Raw genomic sequence first — 17626 nt, forward strand, 5'->3', positions numbered from 1 at the left:
CGTTGCGCGTGCAGGCGTCGGTCAGGTGGCGTGCGGTTCATCGCGGGTGTCCTCCAGGGAAATGGCGCGGCGGCGCGGGAAAGGGCGCCGCCGCGGGACGTGGACGTTATTGCAGCGTGGCGCCCGGCCCCTTCAGCAGGACGCTCCGGCGTCCGTCGATGCCGACCGGCACGTCGCCGTGAACGGTCGCGCGGCGCACGACGCGGCGCGCATCGCCGTAGTCGTTGATCGCGTAGTGCTGGGTCGCGCGGTTGTCCCAGATCGCGACGTCGCCTTCCCGCCAGTTCCAGCGCACGGTGTTTTCGAGGCGCGTCACGTGCTCGTGGAACACCTGCAGCAGATGCGCGGAATCCTGCGCCGACAGCCCCTTGAGCCGCTGCACGAAGTGGCCGAGCACGAGCGTGCGCTCGCCGGTTTCCGGATGCACGCGCACGACCGGGTGCTCGGTTTCGTAGACGGTCGACGTGAACACTTCGCGGTAGCGCTTCAGTTGCGCATCGTCGGCATGCACGTGCGTCGACGCATAGTCGTACGCGTTCGTATGCAGCGCCCACAGCGTGTCGGCGAGCGCACGCAGCGGGTCGGGCAGATGCGCGTACGCGGCGGCCGTGTTGGCCCAGACGGTATCGCCGCCGAATGGCGGAATCACGACCGCGCGCAGGATCGAGATCTTCGGGTACGCGTCGACGAAGGTCACGTCGGTGTGCCACGAATTGGCGCGTGCGCCGTGCGCGGAATCGAGTTCGAGCAGGGCCGCGCTGCCGTCGACGGACGGCACGGTCGGGTGCGCGACCGTGTCGCCGAAGCGGCGGGCGAATGCTTCCTGTGCGGTGTCGTCGAGATGGTGCTGGCCACGGAAGAACAGCACCTTGTGGCGCAGCAGCGCGGCCTGGATCGCGTCGAACGTCGCATCGTCGAGCGTGGCCGACAGCCGCACGTCGGCGATTTCGGCGCCGATCCGGCCGGCGACCTGGCGAAGCTGGAGCGGGACGGCGGCCGGGCGCGGTGCGGCATGCGAAGCGGGCGAAAACGACGGAGCGGCGTGCTGGACTTCGGACATCGGGAGTCTCCTGGAGTCGGGTCGGTCGAATCTCCATTCAAGCAGGGACCGCGCGGAACCGGAACCGATGAATCGTCACAACCTTAGCGTGCGCGCTGCGATGAACGATATGTGTCGTCCTGCTGAACAAGGCGCACGCGTCGCGTCGCTACCACGCGAGCCGCCATTCGCCGATCCGGTGCGGGCGCGCCGCATCGATGCGCGAGCCGCCCGACGCGTCGTCGCCCGGCGGCTCGCCGTCGTCGAAATCGGCGAGCACGGTGTCGCGCAAGCGCGCGAATTCCAATGAATCGCGCCGGCGCGGGCGCGGCAGCGCGACGTCGACGATGCGCGCGATGCGGCCCGGACGCGGCGCCATCGTGACGACGCGGTCGCCGAGATAGACCGCTTCGTCGACGTCGTGCGTGACCAGCATCATCGTGATGCGTTCCTGTTCCCAGATGCGCAGCAGTTCGTTCTGCATCTTCGCGCGCGTCTGCGCGTCGAGCGCGCCGAACGGCTCGTCGAGCAGCAGCACGCGCGGCCGGTTCACGAGGCCGCGCGCGATCGCGACGCGCTGCGCCATCCCGCCCGACAACTGGTTCGGAAACGCGTGCTCGAAGCCGTTCAGTCCGACGAGTGCGATGTGTTCCGCGACCGCGCGCCGTTTCGCGGCCGGGTCCAGCGGCGCGTTGCGCAGTGCGGCGCCGATGTTCTGTTCGACGGTCAGCCACGGGAACAGCCGGTGATCCTGGAACACGATGCCGCGCTGCAGCGACGTGTCGCGCACGCGTTCGTCGCCGGCACGGATTTCGCCCGTGTAATCGGTATCGAGTCCGGCGACGAGCCGCAGCAGCGTCGACTTGCCGCAGCCGCTGGCGCCGACGATCGTGACGAATTCGCCGGCACGCACGTGCAGCGACACGTCGTCGAGCACGGCGAGCGTCGTGCCGCGCTGCGTGTAGTGCTTGCTGACATGGAGGATGTCGAGCGAATCGGAGGCGAGGGTCGTCATGGCGGTCTGGGGAAGAGGGCGACAGGAAGAAAAAGGACGCTCAACGGGGCAGGTCGTCGCGCCGGGCCAGCACCTTGCGTTCGATTGCGCGGGCGGTCGCGTTCAGCGCCCAGCCGGTCACGCCGACGACGATGATCCCGAACAGCACGAGATCCATCCGGAACTGCTCGCTGCCGTCGATCAGCGTGTTGCCGATCCCGCTGCCGGCGACGAGCAGGTACTCGGCGCCGAGCGTCGCGAGCCACGAATAGATCAGGCCGAGATACAGGCCGGTGAAGATCGATGGCAGCGCGGCCGGCAGGATCACGTGGCGGATCAGCTGGAGCCGCGAGTAGCGCAGTGCGCGAGCGACATCGACATACGCGCGCGGCACTGCGTGAATGCCGTCGCAGGTATGGGCGGCGACGGGCAGCAGCGCGGCGAGCGACAGGAACACGACCTTCGCGACGTCGCCGAGCCCGAACCACACCGAAATCAGCGGAATCCACGCGAACAGCGAGATCTGCTTGAACGTGTCGAAGCTCGGGCCGACCATTCGCGCGGCGATGCGCGACAGCCCGAGCGCGGCGCCGAGCAACAGCCCGCCCGTCGCGCCGATCGCGAACCCGCACGCCTCGCGCGCGAGCGATGCCGACAATGCACGGCCGAGCGCGCCGCTCGCGGCCTGCGCCCACGCGGTGTGCAGCACGTCGGCGGGACCGACGAGCAGGCCGCTTTTCACGAGATGGGCGGAAGCGACGGCCCACCAGCACGCCAATGCGGCGAGCGGCAGGACGAAGCCGCGCCAGTCGGGTGCATGCAGGCGGCGGGCGGGCGGTGTCGTTGACGGCGTGGCGGCGTGGGGCACGGGCGACTCTCCTTCGATTGGTCGGGCGGACCGGTTCAACCGCGAAACGCGGACGGCACGCCGCGGCGCAGGCGCGCTTCGAGTGCGTCGAGCGCCCGGTTGATCAGCAGGCCGACCACGACCACGGCCGCCATCACGAGATCGAGCTGGAACAGTTGCCGCCCGTACACGATCAGGTAGCCGAGCCCTTCGGACGACGCGACGAGTTCGACCACGACGAGCGCGAGCCACGATTTCGTGAACGCGAGCCGCACGCCGGTCGCGAGCGTCGGAATCGCGGCCGGCAGCACGACGTGGAGGATGCGTTGCCGGCGCGTGTAGCCGAACCCGCGCGCGACTTCGTCGAGCGCGGGCGGCGTCTGGCGAAACCCCTGCAACGTGCTCAGCGTGACGGGGACGAGCGCCGCATGCGCGATCAGCAGGTATTTCAGCGGTTCGCCGACGCCGACGAGCAGCAGCAGGAACGGCAGCCAGCCGAGCACCGGAATCTGCACGAGCGCGTTGAAGCTCGGCAGCACGTAGGCTTCCAGCGTGCGCGACAGTCCGAGCGCGACGCCGATCGACACGCCGAGCAGCGTGCCGGCCGCGAAGCCGACGAGCACGCGCTGCAGGCTGATCAGCGTGTGGCGCACGAGATCGCCGCTCGATGCGAGGTCGGCCAGCGTGTCGACCACGCGTTCGGGCGGCGGCAGGATCTGCGGCGCGATCCAGCCGCGCGCGCTGCCGACGCTCCATAGCGCGAACAGCAGCGCGGGCAGCGCCCACGGTGCGAGCTGCCACGCGAGTCGTCGCAGCGCCGCCGCGCGGCGCGGCGGCACGGCGAGCGCGGGCGATTCGGACGACGGGACGGGAAACGCGGTGTCGCTCATCGGGGCGGTCCGGGTCAGGAGAGGGGCTTGCCGGCCGCGTCGTAACGTTGCCAGTAGTGTTCGAGCTTCAGCGTGCGCAAGGCATTGTCGAGATATTTCGGCTCGAACCAGCCGTCGACGTCGACCGGCTGGCGGATCAGCTTCAGGTTCAGCGCATCCTGCGCGACGGCCTTGTAGCGCGCGATGACGAACGGGTCGATCAGCGGGGACAGGCGGTCCTTCAGGCGCTGGTTCGCGTAGTCGTCCTGCCACGACGAATACGGCACGCCGCTTTTTGCCCACAGCTTGAACAGCGCATCGCGGTTCGCCTCGTCGGACGACCATTGCGCACCCTTCACGAACGCGGTGACGACGCGCTGCACGATGTCCGGATGCGCGCGGTCGAAATCGTCGAGCACGAGCAGGTGGGTCTGGCGCGTCAGCTGCGGGCCGTCGTTCTGCGATTCGTAGATGATCTTCGCGAGGCCCGCGTCGCGCAGCTTGTATAGCGCGTAGTCGCCCACCGACGCGTCGATGCCTTTCGACGCGAGCGCGGCGAGCGAACTGGCGGCGTCGAGGTTGATCACGCGCAGGTCACGTTCGCCGAGGCCGTTCTTCGCGAGCGCGTTGTCGGCGACGAGCTGCAGGTTGGTGCCGCGGAAGATCGACACGCGGCGGTCCTTCAGGTCCTTGATCGAGCGGATCGTCGAGTCGGGCGGCACCGCGATCTTGATGCCCGAGCGCACGCTCGCGGCGAGCAGCAGGCGCGTCTTGATCCCGTTCGAGCGCGCGAGCACGGCGGGCAGGTCGCCCTGGTACGCGAAGTCGAGCGCCTTGTTGGCGATCGCCTCGTTGACGGCCGGGCCCGCGCCCTTGAAGAACAGCCATTGCACCTTGATGCCGTCGGCGGCGAATTCCTTCTCGACGAGCTGTTGCAACTGCACGGTGGCGGCGCTCGATCCGCCGAAGGTGGGGGGATCGCCGGCGCCTTGCTGGGCAACGCCGATACGCAGGGTGGTGGGCTTGTCGGCGTGCGCGGCGGCGGCCGGCAATGCAACGAGGGACGCGATCAGCAGCGATCGCAGCAGGCGCAGTGGAAGCATGGAATCGATCGGTCAGGAGTACGTTTTGGGCGGAGGTGCCGGGGGCGGTCCGTCGAAGCATTCTCGATGACGTGCCTGGGGCCGACAAGAAACGATTTGAACTATGCTTATCGCGGCGCGACGGCGGACGAAACCCTGTCGCGCATGGGAGCAGTCCTTGCGGCTGTGCGGACAACGGCTACGATGTCGTTCAACACAACGTCATACGGAGACGGTCATGCAAGTGCAGGACCTGACAGGCGCGCCGCTCGATTACTGGGTAGCGATGGCGGAAGACCTCGTCGCCCCCCGCGTCGACACGTCGCATTGCACGGTGATCCGCGAACCGGGCGGCGTCCCGACACCGTTCGCGCCGTCGTCGTCCTGGGCGGACGGCGGCCCGATCGTCGAGCGGCTGCCGTTTGCCGGGTTCGAGCGCGACGGCGGGCGAGGCGCGTGGCGTGCCGTGCTGCACCGCGCGGTGCCGGCCGCGGGCGAGCGCTGCACGTTCAACCAGTCGGGGCCGACGCTGCTGATCGCCGCAATGCGCACGCTCGTCGCGTCGACGTTCGGCGACGACGTGCCGGATCTCGATATGGCGCGGCCGCGCTGAGCGCATCCTCGCGCCGCATCGCTCACGCGGACACCTGCCGGATGGCAATCGATGCAACGTCGACACGGCGCGGCAGGATCGCGTCCGCCGCCGCGCGATCGGCGACGCGCTGCAACACGTCGATGTCGGCGCCGCTGAGGCTGCGCTGCGCGAGCGCGGCCCGGCGCGCGATGTCGGTGGCCGCATCGGGCGGCAGGCGCGTGAGCGACGCATAGACGCTCGCGTAGTCGGCCGGGTGCGCGAGCGCCCATTGGCCCGCGCGGGCGAGCCGCGCGAGCACGTCCGCAAGCGCCGCGCGCTTGCCGCGATCGTCGAGTGTCTCGACCGGCGACGTCAGGAACGCGAGCCCCGAATTGATGCCGCTGCCGTCGCGGACGATGCGCGCGCCGCGGCGCACCGCATGCCCGTAGTACGGATCGAACGTGGCCCAGATGCCGATCCGCTTCGCCTCGAACGCGGCGAACGCGTCGACCGGCAGCACGAAGCGCACGTCGACGTCGCGTGGCGCGAGCCCGTGTTCGCGCAGCGCGCCATACAGCTGGTATTGCGAGATGCTGCCGCGCGCCGATGATACGACCACGGTTTGCCCTTTCAGGTCGGCCACGGCGCGAACCGGCGAGTCGGGCTGCACGACGATGCCGAGCGACGCCGGCGAACCGACGCGCGTCGCGACGATCCGCAACGACGGATCGCCGAGCGCGGCCGTCAGGACCGGCAGGTCGCCGGCCGGCGCGAGATCGATCGCGCCCGCGCGCTGCGCTTCGAACAGCGGCGCGGCGCCCTGGAAGTTGGCCCAGCGGAACCGGTACGGCGTGCCGTCGAGCACGCGCGCCGCTTCGGCGAGCGCGCGCAGGCCGCCGGCCTGGTCGCCGAGGACGAGCGTGACGCCCGACAGATCGGCGCCGGCCGCGTGGGCGGGCAGGGCAAGGCCGCCCGCGAGCGGCGCGGCGGCGAGGGCGGCAAGGCACTGCAGCGCGCGGCGGCGCGCTGGGGCGGAAGCGTGGGGCATCGGCGGTGTGTCCTCGGTGATCCGCGCGCGGGCCGCGCGGCTGCCGGGCAGGTTACGGAATCGGTTTCCGGCCGACAAACATCGAATCGTGAAATGCATATTCGCGCGGCGGGCGCCGGTGCGGCCGGCGTCGACCCGACACCCGACGCCCGGACGCTTGCGCGGGCGCTTTACGCGGCCGGCGGCATCGTGCGCAGGAATGCCCGCACCGCAGGCGCCTTTTCGAACCGCCGGTGCGCGAGCGCGAGTTCCGACATGATCGGCTTGCCGGCGATCGGCCGGTACACGACGCCCGGCAGCGACACGCAACCGGCGAGCGCGTCGGGAATCACCGCGACCCAGCCGTTCACCGACACGCACGCGAGCACCGCGAGCAGGCCGCCCGGCCGCGCGGCGACGACCGGCGCGAAGCGGCCGCGGCGCGCGACTTCAAGCGTGCCGAGCGCCTGTTCGGGCACCGCGAAGCGCGCGTCGGCGAGGTCCGCCGCGCGCACGGTGGCCATCGCCGCGTAGCGCGAATCGGCGGGCACGGCCGCGACGAACACGTCGCGCTGCAGCGTGACGATCCGCAGGCCGCCGGGCAGCGCGAGCGGCGGGCGCACGTACGCGAGGTCGAGCCGGCCGGCGTCGAGCTGGTTCGCGACGTCGTCCATCGGCACTTCGCGCAGGTTCAGCTCGATGCGCGGGTGCGCGGCGCGAAATGCGCCGACGGTGCGCTGCAGCGTGCCCGAATACACGGCCGACGACACATAGCCGATCTCGATCCGGCCGAGTTCGCCGCGTTCGGCCAGCGCGGCGAGTTCGCGGCCGCGTTGCAGATGCTCGACCGCGGCGCGCGCTTCCGCGAGATAGGCCTCGCCGGCGGCGCTCAGCGTGACCGCCCGGCGCGACCGGTGAAACAGCCGCACGCCGAGCACCCGCTCGGCTTCCTGGATCTGCCGCGTGAGCGCGGGCGGCGCCATGTCGAGCGCCTCCGCCGCGCGCGCGAAATGCAGATGTTGCGCGACGCTCAGGAACGCCCGCACGTGACGGAATTCGAGCCGGTCCATGGTTGCAATTTTCGTCAATAAAACAGCATTGAAGTGTCAATGACAGGCAATACGGGACAAGCCTAGCATACGGCTCGCTCATCCTGTTCCGGAGTGCCGGATGTCCCAGTCTTCACCGGCGTCGCGCACGAGCGCGGCTGCCGTCCCGCGCACGGGCACCCGCGTGCCTGCCGCCGCGACGCTCGCCGTCGCATCCGCGACCTGCTCGCTGATCGTGCTCGACACCAACGTGGTGGCCGTCTCGCTGCCGAGCATCGCGCGCAGCTTTCATGCGAGCTTCGCCGATATCGAATGGGTCGTGAGCGCGTACATGACCGCGTTCGCCGCGTGTCTGCTGCCGGCCGGCGGGCTCGCCGACCGCTTCGGACGCAAGCGGATGCTCTTCACGGGGCTCGCGCTGTTCCTTGTCGCGTCGCTCGGCTGCGGCATCGCGCCGTCGGCCGGCTGGCTGATCGCCGCGCGTGCGGTGAAGGGCGGCGGCGCCGCGCTGCTGCTGACCGCGGCGCTCGCGGTGATCGCGAACCGTTTCCCGGACGGCCGCGAACGGGCCCGTGCGTGGGCGATCTGGGGCATGTGCATGGGAATCGCGACGGCCATCGCGCCGCTCGTCGGCGGCGCGATCACGCAATGGATCGGGTGGCGCTGGGTGTTCCTGCTGAACCTGCCCGTCTGCCTGCTGCTGGCGGCCGGTGCGCGCGTCGCGATCGACGAATCGAACGATCCGCATGCGAAGCGCGTGGATGCGGCCGGCAGCCTGCTGTTCGGCGCGGCGCTCGCCAGCGCGATCGCGGCGCTGATCGGTGCGCCGTCGCACGGCTGGCTGTCGGGCGCGACGCTTGGCCGGCTCGCGCTCGCGGCCGCGCTGCTGGCGGCGTTCGTCGGAGCGGAGCGCTGGCAAGCGCGGCCGATGATCGATCTCGCGCTGTTTGGCCAGCCGCGCTTCGTCGGCGCCGTGCTCGCGATGTTCGGTTACGCGGCGTGCGCGCAGGTGATGATGACGTTCCTGCCGCTGTACCTGCAAAACGCGTTCGGGATGTCGGCGATCGACGCGGGGCTCGGGATGCTGCCGTTCGCGTTCGCGATGATCGCCGGTCCGTCGCTCGGCGCGGCGCTGGCCGCGCGCGTGTCGTCCGGCGGCGTGCTGGCGGGCGGGCTCGCGCTGATCGGCGCCGGCAACCTCGCGACCGCGGCGCTGACGGCCAGTGGCGACTACCGGCTCGTCGCGCTCGGCATGTTCGTGACGGGGTGCGGCGCGGGCATCATGAACGGCGACACGCAGAAGGCGATCATGGCGTGCGTGCCGCCGCATCGCACCGGCATGGCGTCGGGCATCAGCACGACGACGCGCTTCTCGGCGATCGTCACGGCCGTCGGCGTGCTCGGCGCGGTGCTGGCGGCGAGCACGCATGCGCGGCTCGACCGCCTGCTGTCCGCGACGCCTGGCCTGCGCGTATTCGCCGATGAGTCGTTCATGTCGAGCCTGCTGGCCGGCGATCTGGCGCAGGCGCTCGGCCGCGTGCCGCCGGCCGCTGCCGGCACCTTCGCGCGGGCGGCGCCCGTCGCGTTCGCGAGCGGGTTCGCCGATGCGCTCACGGTGAGCGGCGTGCTGGCGCTGGTTGCGGCCGTCGTTGCATACAAGTTGCTGACGCAACCGATGCGAAGGCGCGTGATGTGAAACGATGTGAAGCATGCGCAACGTCGCGCACGATCCTGCTGTTTGTCGACGTTCGGGGCGATCGTGTCGCTGCCGGTGATTCGATCGAGTGGCCACGGGCGTTCGCGATGCGACGTCCACCGACACGGGTTCGACGCGTCATCCCGACGATTCGGCACGGCGCGGGTGAACAGGACCGGTCTGACATGCGGCGGCCGAGCGGATCATGCCGGCCCGGGTGCGGTGCCGGTCAGTGCGACTTCGTCGCGGTGCGGTGGATGCGTGCCGCGTGCGCGACGCGCGCCGGATGCGACGCATGACAATGCGGGGCCGGTCTGCGGCGCGTGCGCCGGGTGGGTTCGGGCGGCTCGGCGGCGGCCGGCGCGGTTTTCGCGGTGTCCGCATCGGGCCCGGAAGCGGATACGGCGGCGACCGCGGCGACCGCAGGCAGCCTCGCCTCGGCGTCGAGCCATGCGCGCGTCGCCTCGGCGATCAGCCCGCGCAGCCAGCGAACGCCTTCCGCGCACGGCCCCGATTCGTTCCACGTCATCCGGTACACGATATCCGGCGGCTCGGCCGGCAGCGCGACCGCGGCGAGCGGCAGCAGCTTCGCGTAGTGCCGCGCGAGCCGGTACGTGGTGGTGAGGATCAGGTCGGCGCGCACCAGTGCGTGCGCGGCCAGTTCGAAGTGCGGCAGCGTGACGACGATGCGCCGCTGCAGGCCCACGCGTTCGAGCTGCCGGTCGATCGCGCCCGACGCTTCGAGCCACGACGGCGTCGGGCACAGCTGCGGCGCCGCCGCGAATCCGGCGGCCGTCATCGCGCCGCATCGCGCGAGCGGATGCGTTGCGCGCATCAGGCACACGACGCGGTCGTCGAACAGGTCGTCCTGCCGGAAGCGCGACTGGCGTGCGGGCCGGTTGTCGATCACGACGTCGAGTTCGCCGTCCGCCAGCGCGCGTTCGTCGTCGAACCCGTCGCCGAGCGGATGAAACACCAGTTGCGCGTTCGGCGCGCGCTCGCGAAACAGCGCGACGAGTTTCGGCACGAACAGCACGTTCAGGTAGTCGGGGCAGCCGATCCGGTAGGTGCGCACCGACGTGCGCGCGTCGAACGTCGGCTGCTGGATGCGGATGAAGTCGATCACGCGCAGCGCGTTGCGCAGCGGCTCGATCAAGCGCGCGCCGAACTCGGTCGGCACCATCCCGTAGCGGCTGCGCACCAGCAGCGGATCGCCGAGCAGCGTGCGCAGGCGCTTGAGCGCGGCGCTCGTCGCCGGCTGCGACATGTTCAGGCGCACGGCCGCGCGCGACACGGTGCGCTCGGTCAGCAGCACGAGCAGGATGCGCATCAGCCGTGCATCGAGCACGTCGAGCGCGCCCGTGGCGTCGGATGCGCCGCGGCGCAGCGCGGTGGGGTCTAGCAGGTCCGGCATGCCGATCCGCCTCCCGGCGATACGAGGCGGCCGCACGATGCGGCCACCGGCCGGGGGCCCGTCATTTTGCGAAGGTTCCGGGCCAGCCGACGATCCGCTTCGGGCGCGGCGGCGCATACGTGCGGACCTTCGACGTCTTCAGCTTCAGGCGCACCAGCGACTCGGCGAGCGCGACCGCGGCCGACACGCCATCGACCACCGGCACGCCCGTGCATTCCTCGATCTGCCGGTCGAGGCCGGCCATCCCGCCGCAGCCGAGGCAGATCACTTCCGCGTGATCGTCCTTCACCGCGCGTTGCGCCTGGCCGACGATCGATTCGATCGCGCGAGCCGGGTGCGCCTCGAGTTCGAGCACCGCGAGGCCGCTCGCGCGCACCGACGCGCAGCGCGCATCGAGCCCGGCGAGCTTCAGGCGATCCTCGATCAGCGGCACCGTGCGGTCGAGCGTCGTGACGACCGAGTAGCGATGGCCGAGCAGCATCGCGACGCTCGCGGCCGCTTCGGTGATGTCGACGACGGGCACCGTCAGCAGTTCCTGCAGCCCTTCGCGGCCGTGCTCGCCGTAGCCGGCCTGGATCACCGCGTCGTACGGCTCGTCGTAGCTCAACACGCGATCCATCACGGCGATCGCCGCGAGGTAGCTCTCGAAGTTGCCTTCGATCGATTCCGCGCCGAAGCGCGGCGTCAGCCCGACGATCTCCGTGCCGGGCGACGCGGCGGCCTGCGCCTGCGCGGCGATCGCATCGGTGATCGACTCGGTCGTGTTGACGTTGACTACCAGGATCCTCATTGCTGACTCCGTATGCGTGTGTATCAGTGTTGCGCGCAGGCGACCGCGATGTGCTCGCCCGAACGTTCTTCGTAGTGCCGTGTGCGATCAGCCAGCAGCCAGTACACGCTGCCCGCGATCGCGGCTCCGAGCAGCCACGAGAACGGCGTCATCGCGCTGAAGGCCGGTACGACGGCGAGCGTGATCGAGATCAGCGCGGACGGTACGAGCGCCGCGAGCGCCTTGCGGTTCACGCCGCGCGTGTAGAAGTAGGTGCCGGTCGGCGCTTCGGTGTAGAGATCGGGCACGTTCACGCGCTGCTTGCGCACCAGCCAGTAGTCGACCGTGATGATTCCGTACAGCGGGCCGAGCAGCGCACCGAGGCCGGACAGGAAATAGACGATCACGATCGGGCTGTTGTACAGGTTCCACGGCAGGATCAGCACGGCGATCGTCGCGCTGATCAGGCCCGCACGGCGGAACGACAGGCGGTGCGGCGCGAGGCTCGTCAGCACGAAGGCCGGCGCGACGAAGTTCGCCATGATGTTCACGGCCACCGTCACGATCAGGAAGGCGAGGCAGCCGAGCACGAGGAACAGCTTGTTCGGCACCGTCGCGATGATTTCCGTCGGGCTGTGGATGATGTGGCCGTTCAGCTTGAACTGCGCGCCGGCGAGCACGAAGCTGATCGTCGCGAACACGAGGATGTTGACCGGCAGGCCCCAGAAGTTGCCGACGCGCACCGTCTTCGCGCTCGGCGACGAACGGGCGAAGTCGCAGAAGTTGAGCACCAGCGTGCCGTAGATCGCGAGCCACAGCGAGCCGCCCGCGAAGATTTCCGTCCACATTTTCAGGCCGGTCATCGGCTTGCCGATCGACATCGCGAGCTGGCCGCCGGTGCGGCTGAACATCCACGCGGCGAGCGACAGCGTCGTGACGAGGATCACCGGGCCGGCGAGCCCCTCGTACTTGCGGACCATTTCCATCCCGTACGTGAGGATACCGATCTGCACCAGCCAGATCGCGACGAACGTGATCCAGCCGAGCGTCGACAGCCCGAAGATCGCATTCTGGTCGAACGCGGCGAGGCCCGGCCAGATCGCGGTGAGCAGCACGCGCAGCACGACGGATGCGAGATAGGTCTGGATGCCGAACCATGCGATCGCGATCACCGCGCGGATCATCGCGGGCAGCAGCGCGCCGTAGATGCCGAAGCTCATCCGGCTGATCACCGGGAACGGCACGCCGGTCTTCTGGCCCATGTAGCCGGTCAGGTTCATGAAGCAGTACACGAGCACCGCGCCGATCGCGAGCGACGCGAGCATCTGCCAGCCCGACAGGCCGAGCGCGAACAGCCCGATCGCGAACGAGTAGTTCGCGATGTTGTGCACGTCGTTGGTCCACAGCGCAAAGATGCTGTAGCGGCCCCATGTCCGGCCCTCGGCCCGGGTCGGCGCGAGATCGGGGTTATGCAGCCGCGGGCTCAGCGCGGGATCGCGCGCGGCCGTGTCGGTTCGATGCGATGCGTCGTCCGCGCCGAGCCCGAGGCCCGTGCGGTGGATGGCTTCCAGTTGCACGCCGTTGTCTCCTTCCATGTGCGGGGCGCGACACCGGCTGCGTGGGTACGCAGCGCGGTCGGCCGCCGTGGACGTTATGTCTCGGATTTGTTCGCGAGTATGGGCGGCGGGCCGGACGATGGGAAATTAAATATTCGGCTGGGCGTCATTTGGAAAACGAATGGAACGCGGACGGCCGCGGTGGCGGGGAACGGCACGCAAATTGCGAGTCAGCGGGTTCCATCCACATCGACATCAGCGGAGGTGTCATGCAGCGATATTCACTTCGTCACGTATCGCGAGCCGTCTTCGCCGGCATCCTGATCGCGGGCCTCGCGGCAGGCGCAGGCTGCCAGAAGAAGGGCGACAACGGCGCGACCAGTTCCGACTCGGGCGCAGCCAGCGGCATGTCGGTCGCGCCGTCCACCGCGCCATCGGGCACGCCGAGCAGCGGGGCGGCCGGCACCCCCGGCGACGCCGGCGCGAGCATGCCGGGCGCGGCCTCCGCGCCGGCCGGCGCGAGCGGCGGCTGACGCGCGCCGGTAGTCGGGCGGGCGGCGCGGCGGCGCGTCGTCCGCCGCGCGGGTGCGGTGCCGGCGGGCACGCGCGCCGGACGGCGTGCGTGCGCGGCCGTGCGCATGAAAGATTTGCAAGGACCGTTGTAGCGATTTCCGGCCCGGCGGCGACGGCGTGACGCCGGCGTCCGCCGGCCGGGCAAGGAGGTGCGATGCAGAACGCGGAATCGAACCCTACCCCGGAAAAGCAGCGGGAACAGATCGAGAAAAGCCCGGTGAAGACACCGGCGGCCGGCGACATGCCCGACGCGGCGACCCAGGCCGCGCAGGTGGCGCGGCGTCCGCTGACGCCGGAAGCGGTCGCCGGGAAGATGCCGACCGGCCTGCCGGCGATCGACGTCGACGCGCATGCGGTCGACAGCGGCGATCCGGTGCGCCGGGCCGCCGGCCGGATCGTCACGCTCGACAACGCGAACATGGCGATGACCGACAACACGGTCGACGTCGACGGCAAGGGCATGGAGGCGCGCACCGGCGCGTCGGAGCTGCAGGACAACGTGATCTATTCGAACGCGTCGCTCGACGAGGCGATCGACACGCCCGACGAAGGGCTCGGCGGGATCGAGAGCCGGCCGTCCGGCAACATGCCGCAGATCGCGACGCGGCCGGGCTGGCGTGTGCGCCATGTCGGCGACGTCGATATCGAGCACGGCGACGGCACACGCGCCGAGCACGTGATCTGCCTCGAACGGTCCGACGACTGATACCGCTGACCGACACGCGGCGGCCGATGCGAGCGCACCGGCCGCCGCGATCGTTTTCGGCCCTTACTGCGGCCCGAGTTCCTGCGCGGACGTATCGGCGTCGTTGCCCTGGGCGACGAGCACGTGAATGTCGTTCGGCGTCACGTCGCCGACCCCGCCCGACGGAATCGTCAGCAGCAGCCAGTCGGCGTTGTTGCCGATGTTGACCGGTGCGGTCTTGAGGATCGGCGACTTGCTGCCGGCCGTCGTGACGACCACCTGGTAGGTGCCGCCGTTCAGGTAGACCGAATCCTGTGTCGTGGCCGGGACGGCGTTCTGGTAGGCCGCGCCCGCCATCGTCGGGCTGACCGTCGTGATGTCGGTGCCCGGCGCGACGACGTACACGTCGACGTTCTGCGCGTTCGGCGATGCGTTGAAGCTGCGCACGCGCGCCTTGTCCGACAGCAGCCCCTTGTCGTACGGGTCGTCGATGACGGAGATCAGCGACGTCGTGCTCGGCAGCGCGATCGTCGTGTAATGGTGACCGTTCGCCGCGCTGAACGATTGAGACGCGACGGTCGAGGTCGTGCCCGATACGTCGTAGCTCGCGGTCTGCGTGCCCGAATCGATGTCGTGATAGCGCGTCACGCCCTTGTAGGCGACACCCGACTGATCGACCTTCGCATTCAGGTAGTAGTCGAGGTTCGGGCCGGCCGGCACCGCGTTGATGAAGCGCGCCTGCGGCTTCGAGATGCCGAGTACGGTCCCGGCGTCGTCGCCGCCGCCGCATGCCGTGAGCATGGAAATGACCGAGCACAGGGCCACTATCGTTCGTATTGATTTCATGTCGTCCTCTCGTTCAGGAAACCTGCATTGCGATGCGGGACCGCCGCGCAGAGAACCGCGCGGAGCGCAGCGCCGGTTGGAAGGAAGATGCTGTCCGCCGGATGGCGGGCGCGGGGATGACGCAATCGACGTGCCTGTGCGGCGCAAAAACCGGCGAACCACGGCGGCGTGGGGCAGGCAGCGCGCACGCGCCGCGATGGCGGCGTGCGCGGGAGGACGTGGGGAGCGTGGGAGCAGACCGCGCGAGCGGCGCGGTTGTAAAAAGGGAGCGTCGCGCGCGCGGCGCGAGGCGTCAGCGGTTCACGAGCCGGGCCGGGTAGGCGAGCGCGAGTGCGCAGCCGACCAGCATGCATGCGGCAAAACCATACAAGCCCGCGCTTTGCGAATGGAACGTATCGCGCAGCCAGCCGATGAAATAGGTGCTGCCGAAGCCGCCGAGGTTCGCGATCGAGCATGCGAACGCGATGCCGCCGGCGGCGGCCGAGCCCTTCAGGAACGTCGACGGCAACGCCCACACGACCGGCATCGCGGCGGCCGCGCCGGCGTTGATCAGCGAGAACAGCAGCACCGTGCCGAGCGTGCCGTGCGACGACGAAGCCGCGATCGCCAGCGCGACGGCCGACACCATGAACGGTACGACGATATGCCAGCGGCGCTCTCGCGCGCGGTCGGAGCTCGCACCGCAGTACAGCGTGGCGAGCACGGCGGCGGCGTTCGGGATCACCATCAGCCAGCCGATGTGATACGCGTCCTTCACGCCGGTGTCGCGCAGGATCGTCGGCAGCCAGAAACTCACCGCATACAGGCCGAGCAGCACGCACAGGTCGATCAGGCCGAGCGCCCACACCTTCGGATCGGAGAACGCCTTGCCGAGCGCGTGGCTCTTGTTGCCGGACGGATCGGCGTCGAGATTCGCGCGCAGCACCCGCTTCTCGTCGGCGTTCAGCCATTGCGCGGATTCGATGCCGTTGGGCAGCCAGCGCAGCACCGCGAAGCCGAGCAGCACCGACGGCAGCGCCTCGAGCAGGAACAGCCACTGCCAGCCGCCGAGCCCGTGCGCGCCGTCGAACGCCCGCATGATCCAGCCGGAGATCGGACTGCCGATCATGCTCGACAGCGGCAGGCCGACCATGAACAGCGCGACGATCCGCGCGCGGCGCGCATCGGGATACCACTGCGTCAGGTACAGCAGCACGCCCGGCAGGAAGCCGGCTTCGGCGGCGCCGAGCAGGAAGCGCACGATGTAGAACTGCATCGGCGTGTGCACGAACATCGTCGCACCCGACAGCAGACCCCACGTGATCATGATCCGCGCGATCCACAGCTTCGCGCCGACGCGTTGCAGCACCAGATTGCTCGGGACTTCGAACAGGATGTAGCCCGCGAAGAACAGGCCGGCGCCGAGGCCGTACACGGTGTCGCTGAACTTCAGCGCGTCGAGCATCTGGAGCTTCGCGAGCCCGATGTTGATGCGGTCGAGATAGGCCGCGAAGTAACACAGGCAGAAGAGGGTGATGAGGCGCAGCGTGACCTTGCGATAGAGAGTGCCGTGCAGCGCGTCGTCGGGGGAAACGGCGGCGCTCGGGTGTGCGGTAGACATGGGACTGCCCCTGTTCGAGTGTGACGGATGAATGGGTGGCTCGATCGACGCGAGCGGACGTTCCGCTGCGCACTGGAGTCTGTATATCACGTCAAATACGTAGCGTACACACTAGAAAATACCGAATCGCACAGGCATGGATATGGCCGCCGGAAAGCAAGCGTTTGCATGAGAAAAGTCCGTGTTTGCAAAGGGGTTTTGCTCGATATGGAGCGTGCGCTGAAAAGGTCGGTTCATCGCGGGAGGTATGCACGAAATTCGTGCGTATGCACTCAAAATTGAAGTGTGTGCACGAAGATCTGCCGCAGCACGCGAGCGCATGTCCGGCAGGCGCTGCGATGGTGCTCGACCCGGCCGGCGCACCGATGCGATGGTCGGACGCATCGCCGCGATCGGGCGGTCGTCACGCGCGACTTGCACGCGATGCCGCGAATCATGATGCACCGCAATGACGCGCCCGGCCGGTCGCCGGTCGCACCGATTTGAGGGTGTACACTGCTTGTCTTTCATTTGCATGCAGGCGTGGGCCGGCACTCTCATGGCGTCTTCCAAGGATTCGTACGATTTTCACGACCAGGTCGGGCATCTGCTGCGCCGCGCGTATCAGCGGCACGTTTCGATTTTCCAGGAAGCGATTCCCGATTCGGATCTCACGGCCGCGCAGTTCGTGACGCTGTGCGCGGTCAAGGAGCGGCAGGCGTGTTCGCTGAACGACATCGTCAAGGCGACCGCGATCGACCAGGCGACGATTCGCGGCGTCGTCGAGCGGCTCAAGACACGCGCGCTGATCGAGGTGTTGCCCGACCCGAACGACGGCCGCAAGCTGATCGTGCGCGCAACCGCGGCCGGCCTCGCGCTGATCGACCGCACGGTGCCGTTCGCGCGGCAGGTGACGGAACGCACGTATGGCGCGCTCAATCCCGGCGAGCGGGTCGCGCTGCAGTTCCTGCTGCGCAAGATGATGGAAGAAGACGGCGACGCGTGACGGGTGACGCGCGGCGCGGGC

Annotated in this window: 17 protein-coding genes; 5 read left to right on the top strand and 12 right to left on the bottom strand. The window is 69.4% G+C overall.

Features of this window, described 5'->3' with window-relative positions:
* Positions 1 to 106: 106 nt before the first annotated feature.
* The 5 genes from H0X95_RS12525 to H0X95_RS12545 all read right to left on the bottom strand — a co-directional run bounded on the left by H0X95_RS12525 (position 107) and on the right by H0X95_RS12545 (position 4852).
* A complete protein-coding gene (locus H0X95_RS12525; RefSeq protein ID WP_006486182.1) occupies positions 107 to 1060 on the bottom strand; it encodes a TauD/TfdA dioxygenase family protein in 954 nt (317 codons plus the stop codon).
* Positions 1061 to 1208: 148 nt separating this feature from the next.
* Positions 1209 to 2054, bottom strand: coding sequence for an ABC transporter ATP-binding protein (locus H0X95_RS12530; RefSeq protein WP_059722655.1), 846 nt, complete (start codon positions 2052 to 2054; stop codon positions 1209 to 1211).
* 40 nt (positions 2055 to 2094) lie between these two features.
* Positions 2095 to 2901 (bottom strand): ABC transporter permease, encoded by an 807-nt coding sequence (locus H0X95_RS12535; protein ID WP_059722657.1) that lies wholly within the window; start codon positions 2899 to 2901, stop codon positions 2095 to 2097.
* Positions 2902 to 2936: 35 nt separating this feature from the next.
* Complete coding sequence (locus H0X95_RS12540; RefSeq protein WP_196446069.1) at positions 2937 to 3770, bottom strand: ABC transporter permease; 834 nt, start codon at positions 3768 to 3770, stop codon at positions 2937 to 2939.
* A gap of 14 nt (positions 3771 to 3784) precedes the next feature.
* Positions 3785 to 4852, bottom strand: a complete 1068-nt coding sequence (locus H0X95_RS12545) for an ABC transporter substrate-binding protein (RefSeq protein ID WP_006486187.1) — start codon at positions 4850 to 4852, stop codon at positions 3785 to 3787.
* Between the two features lie 217 nt (positions 4853 to 5069).
* Here H0X95_RS12545 and H0X95_RS12550 point away from each other — a divergent pair, with 217 nt between their 5' ends.
* A complete protein-coding gene (locus H0X95_RS12550; RefSeq protein WP_059722659.1) occupies positions 5070 to 5444 on the top strand; it encodes a phage protein NinX family protein in 375 nt (124 codons plus the stop codon).
* A gap of 22 nt (positions 5445 to 5466) precedes the next feature.
* Here H0X95_RS12550 and H0X95_RS12555 read toward each other — a convergent pair whose 3' ends face one another.
* On the bottom strand, positions 5467 to 6453 hold the full coding sequence (locus H0X95_RS12555; RefSeq protein ID WP_059722660.1) for an ABC transporter substrate-binding protein: 987 nt from the start codon (positions 6451 to 6453) through the stop codon (positions 5467 to 5469).
* Between the two features lie 170 nt (positions 6454 to 6623).
* Complete coding sequence (locus H0X95_RS12560) at positions 6624 to 7502, bottom strand: LysR family transcriptional regulator (protein ID WP_058902936.1); 879 nt, start codon at positions 7500 to 7502, stop codon at positions 6624 to 6626.
* A gap of 100 nt (positions 7503 to 7602) precedes the next feature.
* Between H0X95_RS12560 and H0X95_RS12565 the strand changes: the two genes are divergently transcribed.
* Positions 7603 to 9177 carry an MFS transporter gene (locus H0X95_RS12565; RefSeq protein ID WP_059722662.1) on the top strand — a complete coding sequence of 525 codons (1575 nt, stop codon included), beginning with the start codon at positions 7603 to 7605 and terminating at the stop codon, positions 9175 to 9177.
* A gap of 229 nt (positions 9178 to 9406) precedes the next feature.
* Here H0X95_RS12565 and H0X95_RS12570 read toward each other — a convergent pair whose 3' ends face one another.
* The 3 genes from H0X95_RS12570 to H0X95_RS12580 all read right to left on the bottom strand — a co-directional run bounded on the left by H0X95_RS12570 (position 9407) and on the right by H0X95_RS12580 (position 12955).
* Positions 9407 to 10591 carry a LysR family transcriptional regulator gene (locus tag H0X95_RS12570; RefSeq protein WP_059722664.1) on the bottom strand — a complete coding sequence of 395 codons (1185 nt, stop codon included), beginning with the start codon at positions 10589 to 10591 and terminating at the stop codon, positions 9407 to 9409.
* Positions 10592 to 10652: 61 nt separating this feature from the next.
* Positions 10653 to 11381: an aspartate/glutamate racemase family protein gene (locus tag H0X95_RS12575; protein ID WP_006488622.1), complete on the bottom strand. Its 729-nt coding sequence runs from the start codon at positions 11379 to 11381 to the stop codon at positions 10653 to 10655.
* A 23-nt stretch (positions 11382 to 11404) separates the two neighbouring features.
* A complete protein-coding gene (locus H0X95_RS12580; protein WP_059722665.1) occupies positions 11405 to 12955 on the bottom strand; it encodes an NCS1 family nucleobase:cation symporter-1 in 1551 nt (516 codons plus the stop codon).
* A 230-nt stretch (positions 12956 to 13185) separates the two neighbouring features.
* On the opposite strand from H0X95_RS12580, the gene H0X95_RS12585 reads away from it, so the two are divergent.
* The gene (locus tag H0X95_RS12585; RefSeq protein ID WP_049017396.1) at positions 13186 to 13449 is read left to right on the top strand and encodes a hypothetical protein; all 264 of its coding nucleotides are present in this window, start codon (positions 13186 to 13188) and stop codon (positions 13447 to 13449) included.
* A 194-nt stretch (positions 13450 to 13643) separates the two neighbouring features.
* Complete coding sequence (locus tag H0X95_RS12590) at positions 13644 to 14195, top strand: DUF3005 domain-containing protein (RefSeq protein WP_006495208.1); 552 nt, start codon at positions 13644 to 13646, stop codon at positions 14193 to 14195.
* Positions 14196 to 14258: 63 nt separating this feature from the next.
* Here the strand turns inward: H0X95_RS12590 and H0X95_RS12595 are convergent, their stop codons facing one another.
* On the bottom strand, positions 14259 to 15020 hold the full coding sequence (locus tag H0X95_RS12595) for a DUF4397 domain-containing protein (RefSeq protein WP_006491053.1): 762 nt from the start codon (positions 15018 to 15020) through the stop codon (positions 14259 to 14261).
* 292 nt (positions 15021 to 15312) lie between these two features.
* Positions 15313 to 16620 (bottom strand): MFS transporter, encoded by a 1308-nt coding sequence (locus H0X95_RS12600; protein WP_006491056.1) that lies wholly within the window; start codon positions 16618 to 16620, stop codon positions 15313 to 15315.
* Between the two features lie 538 nt (positions 16621 to 17158).
* On the opposite strand from H0X95_RS12600, the gene H0X95_RS12605 reads away from it, so the two are divergent.
* A complete protein-coding gene (locus H0X95_RS12605; RefSeq protein ID WP_006491051.1) occupies positions 17159 to 17605 on the top strand; it encodes a MarR family winged helix-turn-helix transcriptional regulator in 447 nt (148 codons plus the stop codon).
* Positions 17606 to 17626 lie beyond the last annotated feature (21 nt).

The organism is Burkholderia sp. 9779_493 (genome assembly GCF_015712215.1).
Taxonomy (GTDB): domain Bacteria; phylum Pseudomonadota; class Gammaproteobacteria; order Burkholderiales; family Burkholderiaceae; genus Burkholderia; species Burkholderia cenocepacia.

Coding starts and splice junctions, on each gene's coding strand:
- H0X95_RS12550 (WP_059722659.1), top strand. CDS start 5,070: ATGCAAGTGCAGGACCTGACAGGCGCGCCGCTCGATTACTGGGTAGCG.
- H0X95_RS12540 (WP_196446069.1), bottom strand. CDS start 3,770: ATGAGCGACACCGCGTTTCCCGTCCCGTCGTCCGAATCGCCCGCGCTC.
- H0X95_RS12525 (WP_006486182.1), bottom strand. CDS start 1,060: ATGTCCGAAGTCCAGCACGCCGCTCCGTCGTTTTCGCCCGCTTCGCAT.
- H0X95_RS12580 (WP_059722665.1), bottom strand. CDS start 12,955: ATGGAAGGAGACAACGGCGTGCAACTGGAAGCCATCCACCGCACGGGC.
- H0X95_RS12555 (WP_059722660.1), bottom strand. CDS start 6,453: ATGCCCCACGCTTCCGCCCCAGCGCGCCGCCGCGCGCTGCAGTGCCTT.
- H0X95_RS12545 (WP_006486187.1), bottom strand. CDS start 4,852: ATGCTTCCACTGCGCCTGCTGCGATCGCTGCTGATCGCGTCCCTCGTT.
- H0X95_RS12570 (WP_059722664.1), bottom strand. CDS start 10,591: ATGCCGGACCTGCTAGACCCCACCGCGCTGCGCCGCGGCGCATCCGAC.
- H0X95_RS12590 (WP_006495208.1), top strand. CDS start 13,644: ATGCAGAACGCGGAATCGAACCCTACCCCGGAAAAGCAGCGGGAACAG.
- H0X95_RS12605 (WP_006491051.1), top strand. CDS start 17,159: ATGGCGTCTTCCAAGGATTCGTACGATTTTCACGACCAGGTCGGGCAT.
- H0X95_RS12560 (WP_058902936.1), bottom strand. CDS start 7,502: ATGGACCGGCTCGAATTCCGTCACGTGCGGGCGTTCCTGAGCGTCGCG.
- H0X95_RS12595 (WP_006491053.1), bottom strand. CDS start 15,020: ATGAAATCAATACGAACGATAGTGGCCCTGTGCTCGGTCATTTCCATG.
- H0X95_RS12575 (WP_006488622.1), bottom strand. CDS start 11,381: ATGAGGATCCTGGTAGTCAACGTCAACACGACCGAGTCGATCACCGAT.
- H0X95_RS12585 (WP_049017396.1), top strand. CDS start 13,186: ATGCAGCGATATTCACTTCGTCACGTATCGCGAGCCGTCTTCGCCGGC.
- H0X95_RS12565 (WP_059722662.1), top strand. CDS start 7,603: ATGTCCCAGTCTTCACCGGCGTCGCGCACGAGCGCGGCTGCCGTCCCG.
- H0X95_RS12530 (WP_059722655.1), bottom strand. CDS start 2,054: ATGACGACCCTCGCCTCCGATTCGCTCGACATCCTCCATGTCAGCAAG.
- H0X95_RS12600 (WP_006491056.1), bottom strand. CDS start 16,620: ATGTCTACCGCACACCCGAGCGCCGCCGTTTCCCCCGACGACGCGCTG.